The sequence below is a fragment of the Flavobacterium lotistagni genome (genome assembly GCF_011392125.1).
GTDB lineage: Bacteria > Bacteroidota > Bacteroidia > Flavobacteriales > Flavobacteriaceae > Flavobacterium > Flavobacterium lotistagni.
The window spans coordinates 100,166-114,377 of record NZ_JAAJBU010000003.1 but is presented as its reverse complement, the minus strand read 5'-3'; the positions used below and the strand labels follow the sequence as shown (position 1 = coordinate 114,377).

Below are 14,212 nucleotides of genomic sequence, written 5' to 3'. Positions count from 1 at the left end.
TATACTGATGGATGTCATTTACTTATTAGTTCTTCTTTTAGTCGGCGCACTGGCCACTTACCTTTCGGGAGACAAACTCGCTTCTAAAGTAGCTTTGCTGTTTTCCCTTGGTGCTTTTGGCTACAGCCTCTATCTATTGAACCTACTGGAAGCCGGAGTGAACCTGGATTACACCGCCGCCTGGATTACCAAGCCTAATATCGCGTTCGCTTTAAAGACCGACGGTTTGGCGATGGCAATGTTGTTGCTGACCACGGCACTGACTCCGATGATCGTCTTTTCAGGTTTCGGAAATGATTACAAGAATGCGCGTTCGATTTATGCTTTGATTCTTTTCATGTCGTTTGCGATGGCTGGAACTTTCTTAGCGGCCGATGGATTGTTGTATTACATCTTCTGGGAATTGGCGCTGATTCCAATCTATTTCATTGCGCTGCTTTGGGGCAATGGCGATGCGGAAGAGCGCAAAAAGGCGGTACTGAAATTCTTTATCTACACCTTGGGCGGTTCGCTGTTTATGCTGACCGGTTTTGTGTATCTATACTTACAGGCCGGTAGTTTCTTACTGACCGATTTGTACCAATTGCGTTTGTCTTGCGCACAGCAGTTCTGGATTTTCATGGCATTCTTCTTAGCTTATGCAATCAAAATCCCGATTATTCCTTTCCATACTTGGCAGGCGAAAGTCTATCAAAAAGCACCAACCGTGGGCACGATGTTGCTTTCAGGAATCATGCTCAAAATGGGATTGTACAGCGTTTTGCGTTGGCAATTGCCGATTGCGCCACTCGCTGCTAAAGGGCATCAATATGTATTGATTGGATTAAGTGTCGCCGGGGTCATCTACGGATCAATTGTCGCTTTAAGACAAAAAGATTTAAAGAAATTATTGGCTTATTCTTCACTGGCTCACGTAGGGTTAATCGCTGCCGGAGCTTACACACTTACTTTAGATGGGTTGCGCGGTGCAGTTTTGCAAATGATTGCACACGGTTTTACAGTCGTTGGCTTGTTCTTCGTCGCGGAGATTATTTTCAGACGATATGAAACCCGTTTGATTGCTGAAATGGGCGGTATCCGTCAGCAAACTCCTAAATTCACCTCAATGTTTTTATTGTTGGTTTTGGCTTCTGTAGCCTTGCCTTCGACTTTTAATTTCGTGGGAGAATTTACGGTGCTCTACAGTTTGTTCCAAGTGAATTTGGGCTTTGCCATTTTGGGCGGATTGACTATTATCCTCGGCGCTTATTATATGCTTAAAATGTTCCAACACGCGATGCTCGGCGAGGTGAATGCGAAACCTTTTGCCGATGTTACTTTCAACGAAGGTCTATTGCTAGTGCTCATCGTAGCGGTTTTGTTCTTCTTTGGGTTGTACTCTAAACCGATTACCGATTTGATTTCGCCCAGTATCGAAAATATCTTAATTCACATCAACCGATAACTGTCAAATAAAAAAATGAATACATTAATAGCTTTAGTAGGATTAGGTGTTTTATGCCTTTTATTTGAGATTATCAATCTGCGCAAACTGCTCGTTCCGGCTACTATTCTTGGGCTTTTAGGCGTTTTGGCCTTAACGGTTTCCGAGTATAATATGCCCGGAAGTTACTACGGGAATATGATTGCCGTGAATGCGTTTTCGGTTTCGTTTTCAAGTTTGTTCATCGTCCTGACGATTTTCTTAATCGCGCTAAGCCACAACTTTTACGAAAGCCACCAAAGCAAACTATCGGATTTTATTGCTATCAAAATATTCTTGCTTTCAGGAGCCGTTGCGATGGTATCGTTCGGAAATTTAGCGATGTTCTTTTTAGGGATTGAAGTATTGTCTATTTCGCTCTACATCTTGGCTGCCAGCAGCCGTTTGAACTTGAAAAGCAACGAAGCTGGAATGAAATATTTCTTATTGGGTTCATTCGCATCGGGAATTATTTTGTTCGGGATTTGTATGATTTACGGCGCGATGGGCACTTTTGACACTACAGAAATTGCCGAACTCTCGCGCTCTGCCGAATTGCCTATTTGGTTCCCTATCGGAATAGCACTAGTGACCATAGGAATGTTCTTCAAAATTGCGGCAGTGCCGTTCCATTTTTGGGCGCCGGATGTTTATGAAGGTTCACCAGCGCTGACTACCGCTACGATGAGTACTTTGGCGAAAGTGACCGCGATGGCTACTTTATTTAAACTGCTCACTGCCATGAATGCCGAGATTTCTTATCAATATCAAATCGTTGTGGTTATCGTTTCAATGGCTTCGATGACTGTCGGAAATATCATGGCCCTCAAGCAAGCAAATGTCAAAAGAATGTTGGCTTTCTCGGGAATTTCTCACGCGGGTTACATGCTCATGACGTTGCTCAGTACAAATAATTCTGCCGGCAATTTGTTGTATTATGCTGCGGCCTATTCGCTCTCGGGAATTGCTGCTTTTGCCGTGATTCTGTATGTTTGTAAAAACCGCGACAACGAAGATATCGTGAACTTTCATGGCCTTGGAAAAACCAATCCTTTGTTGGCGGCCATCCTTACTGGTGCTTTACTGTCGATGGCGGGAATTCCAATTTTTGCTGGTTTCTTTGCCAAATTGACTCTGTTTAGCCAAACCATTCAGGCCGGTTATCTGGTGTTGGTGATTGTTGCCGTAGTCAATTCGATTATTAGCGTGGGCTATTATTTCAAACTGATTTTGGCCATGTACACCAAAGAAGCTGATAAAGCCAGAACCGGAACACCAGTATTGATATACGGAGTAGCCATCGTGTCAATTCTTTTGAACTTGGCCCTCGGATTATTCCCTTCTTTGGTAATGGATTTGCTAGGATAAACCTAACACAATCAAATATAAAAATGACCATCAGAATTCCTGATGGTTTTTTTATGCAAATAACTGCCGAGTCAAGATATAGCCCTAGCCCCGATTGCAGCAAAGTGCCGTGCACTGCGAAAAGCGGGAAACAGCTCCAAAACTTAACGATACCGCTGATATGATAAAAAATTATCAACAGCCAAAAAATTAACTTTCGGAAGCCGTAAATTTACCTCATGTATGCACTGGTAGACTGCAATAATTTTTACGCTTCCTGCGAGCGGCTGTTTCAACCCGGATTGGTCGGGAAGCCTATTGCCGTGCTCTCGAACAACGACGGTTGCATTATTTCTAGAAGCGATGAGGCCAAAGTGCTCGGTATTCCGATGGGCGCTCCAGAATTTCAGGTGCGTGAGCAGTTGCGTCAAAGTAAAGTGCATGTTTTTTCTTCGAATTATGCTTTGTATGGCGATTTGAGCCAACGTGTTTTTGATATCCTGCGGCAGTTTACCCCGAATGTGGAGGAATATAGTATCGATGAGGCTTTCTTGAATTTTGACGGATTGGATGAAAATCTTGATTACCACGATTATGGCCTGCAGATGAGAAATAGAATTCTGAAATGGCTGAGTATTCCGGTTTGTGTAGGCGTGGCTCCAACGAAGGCTTTATCGAAAGTAGCCAACAAAATTGCACGCAAATTTCCGAAGCAAACCTCAGGCGTACACGTTATAGACACCGATAAGAAGCGTATCAAGGCGCTCAAATGGACGAAAATTGAAGATGTTTGGGGCATTGGATTTCGGCTAAGTAAAAAAATGAAAGACCGAAACATTTATACCGCTTATGATTTTGTCGATCCGAGACATCGCGCTTGGATCAAACTGCAAATGGGTGTAGTGGGTTTGCGCTTGGTGAATGAGCTCGAAGGCCAATCGGTCTTAGAACTCGAAGCGCCGCTGACTGAAAAAAAGACCATTGCTGTGACCCGAAGTTTTCCGAAGGCACTGAATGATTTCGATGCGCTACGCGAACGCGTTTCGACTTTTGCTTCAGTATGTGCCGAGAAATTGCGCGCGCAAAAATCATGTTGCCAAACAGTCTATGTGTTTTTAAAAACGGTCGATTACCCCGACGGAAAAAGAAAAAGCCGCGGTTATCAGCAACTCATGACGCTGCCATTTGCGACTCAATCTACCTTGACGCTCGTGCAAACTGCTGTTCATTTATTGACTGAGATATATCGTAGAAATCCTGATTTAATTTTTGCTAAAGCCGGCGTGATTGTGAGCCAGTTGTGCCCTGAAAATGAAAAACAGTTCGATTTGTTTGCCGATGAAAACCCGAAACACCTCAAACTCATGCAGGCCATGGATCACTTGAACCAAAAAATCGGAGAACGCAAAGTAAAAATCGGCACCCAAGGCGAGAAAACCTGGAACATGAAGCAAGAGAAACTTTCCCCGAAATACACCACTCGTTTTGATGAAATCCTGACCATAACATGCCGGTAAAACTCACTTTTATACAACCTGATTTGCAGAGCGAAATAGAAATTCCGTATTTCGACTACGGCGTTTCAGCAGGATTTCCCTCTCCAGCTTTGGATTTCATGGAAAACAAAATCGACCTCAACAAGGCTTTGTCTGAAAATCCGCTGGCTACTTTCTATATTCGTGTGGAAGGCCATTCGATGAGCGGTGCCGGTATTGACGACAAAGATGTGCTCGTGGTAGACCGCAGTTTGGAACCCGCCGATAAGAAAATAGCAGTGTGTTTTATCGATGGCGAATTTACCGTCAAACGACTATCAAAGAAAAAAGAGGGCTTGTGGCTGCTGCCGGAAAATCCGAAATACGAGCCGATCAAAGTGAGCGACGAAAGCACACTCATTATTTGGGGTATCGTGACTTATGTAATTAAAAAGGTTTGAATTTTACCAAAAAACCGTGTAAAGCACCGCTAGAATCGATAAGATAACGAGCATGCCCACCACAAAAGAAGGCGACATCTTAAACATTTTCTGATCTACTTCAAGCCCATTCGGGGTGAGGCCTTGACGGTTTTCGTACTGACTGATGAAATACATCCCGACGACACAAATTCCGAACACAAAACCCATACGGTCAATAAATGGAATCTCATAAATACCGTCTGCATTAGGCACCGAAAACCCATACGGATTTAAAAAGGACAAGTCTGTAAATATTGGCATGAACTTGAAAACAATCGACAATACAAATCCGCCAATAGTAGCAAACAGAGCCGCATTGGAAGTGGTTTTTTTCCAGAAGAACCCTAAAAGAAACATGGCAAAAACACCCGGACTGACAAAACCAGTGTATTCCTGAATGTATTGAAAACCGCCTTTTTTGTCAATCCCTAAAAATGGGGCTACCAGCACCGCGATGAGCATGGCAAAAAGAATGGTAAGCTTTCCGATGCTGACCAACTTCTTTTCATCGGCCGTTACATTGATCTTGGTTTTATAGATATCTAAAGTAAAAATCGTAGCGATACTGTTGGCTTTTCCTGCCAATGAAGCCACAATAGCAGCAGTCAAAGCAGCAAACGAAAGTCCTTTGAGCCCTACCGGAAGCAAATTCAGCAAGATGGGATAAGCACGGTCAGGATTCACGCTACCTTCTTGTAAAAGTTCGGTCTGAAAATGACCGTTCTGGTACAATACATACGCCGCAATTCCGGGTAAAACAACAATGACCGGCATGAGCAATTTCAAAAAGGCTGCAAACAAAATTCCGCTTCGGGCAGTTTTTAAATCTGCTCCAAGAGCGCGTTGGGTAATATATTGGTTGCATCCCCAATAATTCAGATTGATGATTAGCATTCCGCCAATGAGTACCGAAAGCCCTGGCAAATCGATATAATTCGGATTCGACTGCTCAAAAATCATATGGAAATGGTCGCTGGCATGTTGGGTCATCAGGCTAAAACCACTAATGACACCCGACGATCCAAATTCTTCCGCAACCAAATTAAGGGCTAAATAAGTGGTCACCAATCCGCCTAAAATCAGGAAGAACACCTGAATCACATCGGTGTAACCAATCACTTTCATTCCGCCAAGGGTAATCATTACCGCGAAAAAAGCCAGAAAAACCATGCATAAGGAAATATCTAAACCTGAAATACTACTGATGGCGAGCGCACCCAAATACAGAATTGACGTTAGGTTCACCAAGACATACAGCAACAGCCAAAACACCGCCATGATCATAGCCACATTGCTATTGTAGCGTTTGTTCAAGTATTGCGGCATGGTGAAAATTTTGTTCTTCAGATAAACCGGCATGAAAAACACCGCAACGATGATCAGTGTAGCGGCCGCCATCCATTCATAAGTGGCAATGGCCAAACCCATTTTGAATCCGCTGCCACTCATTCCTATGAATTGCTCAGCACTAATGTTACTGGCAATCAACGAAGCGCCAATGGCCCACCATGTGAGCGAACCTTCGGCTAAAAAATAGTCATTGCTGGTGGTTTGTACTTGTTTTTTTCGGCGATAAATCCAGAGGGCATAAGCCACAATAATCACAAAATACAATAAGAAAACTATATAGTCCTGAAGCGCTAAAGTGTTCATGTCAAAGGTTTTTAGTTTTATAGTGAATGGTTGGAAGTTCCCTTAAAATTTGAGCACTTTGCTCTGGCGAGAGATCACGCTGCGCCTCGCCTAACATTTCATAGCCAACCATGAATTTCTTAATGCTCGCACTGCGCAATAATGGCGGATAAAAATGCATGTGGAAATGCCATTCAGGATGAGCAATTCTATCAGTCGGTGCTTGGTGAATACCTGAAGAATACGGAAATGACGTTTCAAAAAGATTGTCGTATTTGGTGGTCAGGCTCTTGATGATTTCGGCAAATGCAGTGGTCTCTTCAGCAGTCATCGCGATGATACTGCCAAAATGCCTCTTACTGATAATAAGTGTTTCATAAGGCCAAATGGCCCAGAATGGAACTAGCGCTACAAAATGTGTGTTCTCTATAACAATGCGTTGCTGTTGCTTGAGTTCTTCTTTGAGATAATCTGCAAGCAAACTGGTTTTGTGTTTTTGATAATAGATTGATAGGTTTTTCTGCGTTTTTTCTATTTGTGTCGGCAAAGAAGACTGCGCCCAAATTTGTCCGTGCGGATGTGGATTACTGCAGCCCATGATACTGCCTTTATTCTCGAAAATCTGAACATAATTGATATAATCAAGACTGCCGAGTTCGAGGTATTGCGCTTTCCAAACTTGCACCACTTTTTCAATTTCATCTACTGCCATTTCCGGCAGGGTAAGATGGTGCTTCGGTGAAAAACAAATTACTTTATTGATGCCGCGCTCGGGTTTGAGTTGAAACAATTCTGATGGTGCCTTATCAAAAGTTACTTCATCTTTGAGTAAAGCAGAAAAATCATTCTCGAAAACGAAACAATCTGTATAGTGTTCGTTTTGGATGCCATTGGCGCGAATATTTCCGGCACAGAGATAACAATTCGGGTCGTATTCCGGCTTGGTCTCTTCGAGTAGCGTTTCGTTTTGCCCTTGCCATGGCCGTTTGGCGCGGTGCGGAGAAACCAAAATCCATTCCCCGAGCAAAGGATTGTATCGGCGGTGCGGATGTTCATTGGCGTGGAAATGCTGCATAATTTATTTTTTATAGCGTGAGGTTCCTTTGGCAATCTTGACTTTGTATGGCTGTAAAGCAATCCCAAAATGTTGAAGGTATTCTTTAGATATGGTATCAATCACTTGGTCTTCATGCCCTTTAGTCACCAAATTGATGGAGCAGCCACCGAAACCACCGCCCATCATTCGTGCGCCAAGAACTGACGGATGCTTGAGTGCCTGATGCACTAAAAAATCAATTTCTGGACAACTCACTTCATATTCCTCAGCCAGCCCTTGGTGGGTTTCAGACATCCATTTTCCCAAAGCATTAAAATCTGAAACCGCTACAGCTTGCACTGCTTTTTTTACACGCTGAATTTCTTTCACCACAAAATGGCAACGATTGAAAATAGTTTCCCCGAGCGTTTCCTTGAGCGAGAATACCATTTGCGAGGTACAATCTCTGAAAGTGCTGACTTGCGGATAATGACTGCGAATGATTGCCAAACCTTTCTCTACTTCTTCTCTTCTGGTATTATAGCCCGAAGTCAGGTGGGCATGCTTGACACGGCTGTCTAATAAAAGTAAGGAGTGATTACTAAAATCCGCTTTGTGGTATTGGTGTTCTAAAGTATTGCAATCCAACTCGATGACCTGATTTTTCTTTCCAAAAACTGAAGCAAACTGATCCATGATTCCACAATTCACTCCTGCAAAAGTGTGCTCGGCTTTTTGGCCTATCAACGCAATGGATTCTTTGCTCAGCCCTAAAGTATATATTTCATTCAAAGCATACCCAACTCCACATTCTAATGCAGCAGAGGAAGAAAGTCCGGCTCCTATAGGAATCGTACTGCTGAAAACCATATCAAATCCATTTAGTGGCAAGCCTTTTTCCTTAAGTTGATGCAAAACACCGAGGATATAGTTTGCCCACATTTTTTCGATGGGCTCAAGTGTGTCATTCAAATCCAATTGATGGGATTGTTTTAAATCGAGGGCTTGTATGCGGCATTGCGTTCCTTGATTTTTCGCAAAGGCAAAACAAATGTACTTGTTGATGGCGGCAGGCAATACAAAACCATCATTGTAATCTATATGCTCTCCGATGATATTAATTCGCCCCGGAGAAAGAAAGATGGCCTGAGGCTGCTTGCCAAAACAAGTTTCAAAATGGCTGATGGTGCGCTGAATTAGTTTTTTCTTCATTATTGGACGGACAAAATAGCTGTTGGTAGATTGGCAACGCTCGCGGTAATGCGTATAGGCTTTTCAAACTTAGTGGTTTTGAGCAGGATTGTCGATATTCCGGCTTCGGCTGGCATTGGATTTTGACCAATGAATTCTGCATCCGCTCCTTCTAAAGCAAAGGTTACTAAATCAGTAGCATTAGGAATTAGGGTTCCGTTGGCATCAGTGATTTTGGCATATACAAAGATGACATCTGAACCTTCTTTGCTTATTGGTACGCCAGACAAATCATAAGACAATTCAATCTTGGCAGCAGCTTGCGGAGATTTTACAAGATGTTCGGCTACTTTTTTACCATCAATAAACCCTTCGGCGCGAAGGGTTCCGGCTTGGTATTTTGGTAAAGAAAACACAAAAGGTGGATGTTGTAATCGGTCGCTATCGGGATGGGTTTGCGGAGATTTCTTTTCCAGAAGCACCTCGTTTATATACAACGCTACCTGGTCGCAATTGCTAAACACCCGAACTTCTTGTGGTGAATTTTCCGTCCAGTAGTTGGCGATGTAAACCATCGGGCCGGAAACCAAATTGGGGCTTAACACCACGTCGGCATCGCGTTGGCTCTGATAAAAATAGTACGAGAACTTCGGTATTCGGAAAATATCGCTGATGCCCGAACTCTCAATATCTGGGCTATAGCCACGGTTATAATCGAACATGAGCCAATTGGCCTCACCAATAGTCTGGACGCCTTTGCGGTTCGAATTGGAAGCTTGTTGGAAATTATAAGCTTGTTGCAGCAATCGTTTCTCGCCAAAACCACGCAATTGTCTAGAAGTGCGTTCTTCTTCTTTAAGATTGGCAAAATCCTTCTGGTTGAAACCGGCATTTTGAGCATAATATTCCCAATCGCCATATTCGGCAATAAAAATTTTGCGGTTGTTGTTCTTATAATTGTTCCAGTAATCGGGTGCTTTGGCATGTTGCCGCGCTGGAATAAACAAATCGTAGTGCGCATTATCAATCCAACTGGCGCTGATTCGGTTCGCATACGGAAATTCTTCTCTGAGGATTTTGTCGGCTTTTTCCATAAAACGCTCAGGCATATCGGTTTCATTGAGCGAATTCTCCCAGAAAACAATACTCGGATGGTTGCGGTCGCGACGCACCATATCTCTCAAGTTTTGTAAAGCGTTTTCCTCAAATGCAGCATTGCCAAAAAACTGCCAGCCCGGCAAACTGTTCATCACCAAAATGCCCAATTCATCACAAGCTTTGAGAAATGCTTCGGCTTGCGGATAATGCGAAAGTCGCACAAAATCAAATCCGGCATTCTTGATTTTTACGGCATCGCGATACTGCGCCTGATCGGAAATGGCATAACCCAAATACGGATATTCCTGATGCCTGTTGGTGCCGTTAATGTATATTTTTTCACCGTTGAGAAAATAACCATTCTCACGGATTTCTGATTGGCGAATACCGATTTTCTCGCTGTAACTGTCGATGATTTTATCTTTAGCCACTACTTCGATATCGAGTTGGTACAAAGCCGGATCATTAACCGACCAAAGTTGTGGATTGACTATGCTTGTATGTTGAGTAACCTCAAAATCACCACCCGCTTTAACTGAGAATTTCTGTGATTGCAACTCGAACTTGCGCCCGGATTTTGAAGTCAATCTGTATTTTAGATATACTTTTTGTGGTTCTGAAAAATCATTTTTCAAGTGCACTTTGATGGTGCCTTCGGCTTTGGCACTGGAAACATTTTCAAAATTAATAAACACACCACCGCTGGCTTTTTTATTGGCGTGAACCGGATCTGTTATGTATAATTGGTTGGTAATAATTTGGTAAACATTGCGATAAATGCCTCCGTAATAATTGAAATCTAGGTCTTTCAAAGGTTTCCCGGGCGGAATATCTAAATTGTCTGTGTTGGTAACCTTTACCGTAATCAGATTTTCTGAGCCTAGATTCAGATACGGTGTGGCATCAACAGTAAATGGCAAGTAGCCGCCTTGGTGCACCAGTACTTTTTTGTTGTTGATGAAGACTTCACCTTGAGCCATTACTCCTTCAAAATAAAAAAACATTTTCTGCCTATCGGAAATTTCAGCTTTGAATTTTTTCTGATAATAACAAACGCCTTGAAATTGGTTCACAACCACTAGATTTTCGATGTGCGCCGTGTGCGGAATTGAAATAGGTTGCCAGAGCGTTTCGCCTTCCTTTTTGAATTCCCAACCTGTGCCAAAATTGAGTTTACTGCGCGATTGCGATTGGCCTTGGGTAAAATGCATCAAGGAAATCAATAACAGTAGTTTAATGAATATAGTCCGTTTCATTTGGATTAGTTTTTAAAAGCATCCAAAGCAGGTGAAGGTTTGCCATCGGCTTGCCAAGCACTCAAATTGTAGCGGCTCCAGCTTCTGGCTCCTTGTGGTTCCCAGTAAATTACACCTAAACCTTTTTGGTCAGGAACATTTCTGACTGCTTGAATTGTGGCTGTTAAAAGTTCGTAGGTATTCTGTACTTTGTCATCTTCACCGCCTACTTCAACGACCATGACTTCTTTTTTGTATCGCTGGGCCATATCAATCAGGTTGAATTGCAAATCAGCGATGGTTTCCGTGTAATCTTTTTTAATCCAGAACGGATAGTACGACAGTCCAATCACATCGTATTTGACTTTCTGTGCCGTAGCATTATCGAAAAACTCACGAAATTTAGCGTTGTTGTTTCCTTCATCTACATGAACGATTACTTTGATTTTGGGGTTGACTGCCTTAGTAGCCTCGTAACCTTTGTTGAGTAATTGCCCAAGTTGTTTCCAGTTGGCTGTACTGCCATCAGGCCAAAGCATACCGCCGGGAATTTCATTTCCGATTTGCACCCATTCAGGAGAAACTCCTGCTTTTTTCAAGGCATTCAAAACATCAAATGTATGCGCATACAAATCATTAAGCAATGCGGTAAAATTGTGATTGACCCAAGCTGCTGGCTTGAATTGCTTGGCGGGATCGGCCCAAGAATCGCTGTAATGGAAATCAATCATTAAACGCATTCCCATTCTTTGCGCACGTAAAGCCATGGCTACGGTTTCTTCTTTGCCGCAATGACCACTAGCTGGGTCGTCTGAAGGATTTACAAAAACCCTTAACCGAATGGTATTAATCCCTCGATCTTTGAGCAGTTGCAGGCAGTCTTTTTCTTGCCCGTCAGTATCATAAAACCGGTAACCGGTAGCTTCCATCTGTGGCAACCAACCCACATCGGCACCTTTAACAAAGGCTGGCTCTTGGGCCAATTGTAGTTTAGGGAAGAACATTATGATCCCGATCAATAGGCTGACTATTTTCATATCATTTTTAATTAAAAGCGTCCATGACTGGTAAAGCGTTGAGATTAAAATCCCAAAGGGCCTGATTTTCAAAGGTCGAACCATTGGTGGCTTGAGGCCCTCTGAAAGCTACCCATTCGCTACCCCAATAGGAAAAACCTATTCCGTTGGTAGAATTCAACAATAGGTTTCGAATTGCAATCATGAAATTTTTCTGCCCGGTTGGAGTGGCTGCATAAGCTGGAACAAGCTGATTACTGAGCCCCACGATATTATTGGTCCAGTCATTCCAGCCCAATGTAAACGGATAGGCGGTTTCTGCAATCAATATTTTCTTTTGGTAGGTTTGGCTCAAACTGTTGATGGTTGTAGCTAGTAAATTCATATCCTGTCCGTGCCATACCGGATAGTAAGACAGTCCGATATAGTCATAGTCGATATTCTGAACTTTATTAAAGTACCAGCTTGCGCCACTAACACCTGCATAGTGCAACATAATTTTGGTAGTAGAAGATTGTGCTCTGATGACAGTAACAGCAGATTGTACGAGTTGTAAATACTGTCCTTCATTGACTGAGAGTTTACCTTGGGGAAATAAAAATCCGTCATTGGTTTCGTTACCCACTTGATAGATCTCGGGGCGAATTTCGCTCATCACTGTGGTCGTGTAAGAAGCCACTGCCGCTTTTAACTGCTCGAAATTGAGGTTGGCCCATTCTTGGGGTTTGGTTTGACTTCCTGGATCGGCCCAAGTATCTGAATAATGCACAGAAAGCCATATTTTGAAGCCCATCGCCCGAGCGCGCAATGCCAGCGTTTTTACCTCCGCTAATCCCGAATGCCCATCAGATGGGTTTTTCCAAAGTCGGATACGAATGGTATTGCAGCCCGCTCTTTTCAATGTCAGCAAAGCATCTTGAGGTTGGTTATTGTTTTTGTATATCGTTCCTTCACTTTCAATCAATGGCAAGTAGGAAACATCCGCAGACTTGATGAGGCTTTTTACCAAAATCGGACGGGTCATCTTGGCACTTGCCGCTGGAGTTGAAACTTCATTTTCAGCACAAGAGCACAAAAGCATTGAAGCCAAAATGTTGAAACTAAAAAAAATCTTTTTCATCTGCTAAGTTTTCAAATTTATAGATGGTTTGTTGGGTATAACGTTCGCCTTTTTTTAGGGTAGCCGAAGGAAAATGCTCGTGATTAGGAGCGTCAGGAAAATGCTGTGCCTCGAAGCAAATACCGCTGAGCTCATGATAATTCGCGTCTTGCTTGCCTTTAATTTGGTTAAAACAATTGCCTCCTACATAAATATGTATTCCGGGTTGATCGGTAAAAACCTGCATTCTAAGTTGGTTCTTAGTGCTCGATAAAGCGGCCACTGGCTTAGAAGATTTGCGCACTAGAAAAGTGTTATCAATAGCACTGGGACATTTCTGTTCCGGATTGAAACTCATTCCATAAGCATTCAAATCTAGAAACTGGCCATTGGGAATATTTTCCAAATCTGTTTGTAATGCAAAACCGGCATCAACAAATAAATGCTGATTCAAAATATCTGCCTGATGACCCTCTAGATTAAAATAGCTATGGTGTGTGAGATTGACTATAGTGTCTGCATCTGAGACCGCGTTGTATTTGAGAATCATTTCATTGGATGCAGTCAACGTATAAGTGACTTGAACCTGAAGGTTTCCTGGGAAATGTTCTTCACTGTGCGCACTGGTATATTTGAAAGTTACCGAAACACCTTCAGTGCTTTGATGGGCTTCGGCCTCCCAAACGACTTGACTGAAGCCCTGAACTCCGCCGTGTAAAGCATGCCCATTATTGTTCTGATTCAGTTGGTATTCCGTTCCATTGAGTGTAAAACGACCTGCGCTAATTCTTCCGGCATACCTTCCGATGGTGGCTCCAAAATAAGGTGGCGAAGGCAAAGAGAATGACGCTATGTATGACTCCAGTGAATCAAAACCCAAAACCACATCAGCTAATTTTCCGTTCTTAAGCGGCACCTTTAAAGCCATCAATGTTGCACCGTAATTAGTGAGTTGCAATTCCATCCCATTTTTATTGCCCAACCGGTAGGTAAAAACCTCTTTCCCATCGGGCATGAATCCAAAGAATTCCTGAATTATTAAGGGCTGTATTTGCAGATTGTTTGAGATTTCCATGGGAATTTTACGAATGTTCAATTCAAATATAAAATTTAGTTTTAAAAAAACATACCAGTACCTA

The 14,212-nt window shown here is 42.8% G+C and carries 11 protein-coding genes; 4 read left to right on the top strand and 7 right to left on the bottom strand.

The genetic code is table 11. The annotated features are described in order from the left end of the window. The first annotated feature begins 7 nt into the window (after positions 1-7). The 4 genes from G4D82_RS05275 (at position 8) to G4D82_RS05260 (ending at position 4,745) form a co-directional block, all read left to right on the top strand. A complete protein-coding gene (locus G4D82_RS05275; RefSeq protein WP_166335284.1) occupies positions 8-1,444 on the top strand; it encodes a complex I subunit 4 family protein in 1,437 nt (478 codons plus the stop codon). A 15-nt stretch (positions 1,445-1,459) separates the two neighbouring features. Then, entirely contained in the window at positions 1,460-2,830 is a 1,371-nt protein-coding gene (locus G4D82_RS05270; RefSeq protein WP_166335282.1) for an NADH-quinone oxidoreductase subunit N, read from the top strand. Positions 2,831-3,048: 218 nt separating this feature from the next. Then, a complete protein-coding gene (locus G4D82_RS05265) occupies positions 3,049-4,326 on the top strand; it encodes a Y-family DNA polymerase (protein ID WP_166335280.1) in 1,278 nt (425 codons plus the stop codon). Further along, positions 4,317-4,745, top strand: a complete 429-nt coding sequence (locus G4D82_RS05260) for a LexA family protein (protein ID WP_166335278.1) — start codon at positions 4,317-4,319, stop codon at positions 4,743-4,745. Before G4D82_RS05265 ends, G4D82_RS05260 begins: the two co-directional genes overlap by 10 nt. A gap of 3 nt (positions 4,746-4,748) precedes the next feature. On the opposite strand, the gene G4D82_RS05255 is transcribed toward G4D82_RS05260, so the two are convergent. Genes G4D82_RS05255 through G4D82_RS05225 form a run of 7 tightly spaced genes read right to left on the bottom strand, consistent with a single transcriptional unit; the run spans position 4,749 to position 14,148 of the window. Beyond that, positions 4,749-6,419, bottom strand: a complete 1,671-nt coding sequence (locus G4D82_RS05255; RefSeq protein ID WP_166335276.1) for a sodium/sugar symporter — start codon at positions 6,417-6,419, stop codon at positions 4,749-4,751. A gap of 1 nt (position 6,420) precedes the next feature. Beyond that, complete coding sequence (locus G4D82_RS05250; protein ID WP_166335274.1) at positions 6,421-7,473, bottom strand: UDP-glucose--hexose-1-phosphate uridylyltransferase; 1,053 nt, start codon at positions 7,471-7,473, stop codon at positions 6,421-6,423. 3 nt (positions 7,474-7,476) lie between these two features. Then, entirely contained in the window at positions 7,477-8,646 is a 1,170-nt protein-coding gene (galK, locus tag G4D82_RS05245; protein ID WP_166335272.1) for a galactokinase, read from the bottom strand. After that, positions 8,646-10,979, bottom strand: coding sequence for a glycoside hydrolase family 2 TIM barrel-domain containing protein (locus G4D82_RS05240; RefSeq protein ID WP_166335269.1), 2,334 nt, complete (start codon positions 10,977-10,979; stop codon positions 8,646-8,648). The genes galK and G4D82_RS05240 overlap by 1 nt, the downstream gene beginning before the upstream one ends. A gap of 5 nt (positions 10,980-10,984) precedes the next feature. Next, positions 10,985-11,995 (bottom strand): glycoside hydrolase family 53 protein, encoded by a 1,011-nt coding sequence (locus G4D82_RS05235; RefSeq protein WP_166335267.1) that lies wholly within the window; start codon positions 11,993-11,995, stop codon positions 10,985-10,987. A 7-nt stretch (positions 11,996-12,002) separates the two neighbouring features. Continuing rightward, the gene (locus G4D82_RS05230; RefSeq protein WP_235924307.1) at positions 12,003-13,094 is read right to left on the bottom strand and encodes a glycoside hydrolase family 53 protein; all 1,092 of its coding nucleotides are present in this window, start codon (positions 13,092-13,094) and stop codon (positions 12,003-12,005) included. Then, entirely contained in the window at positions 13,075-14,148 is a 1,074-nt protein-coding gene (locus G4D82_RS05225) for an aldose epimerase family protein (protein ID WP_166335265.1), read from the bottom strand. The genes G4D82_RS05230 and G4D82_RS05225 overlap by 20 nt, the downstream gene beginning before the upstream one ends. Positions 14,149-14,212 lie beyond the last annotated feature (64 nt).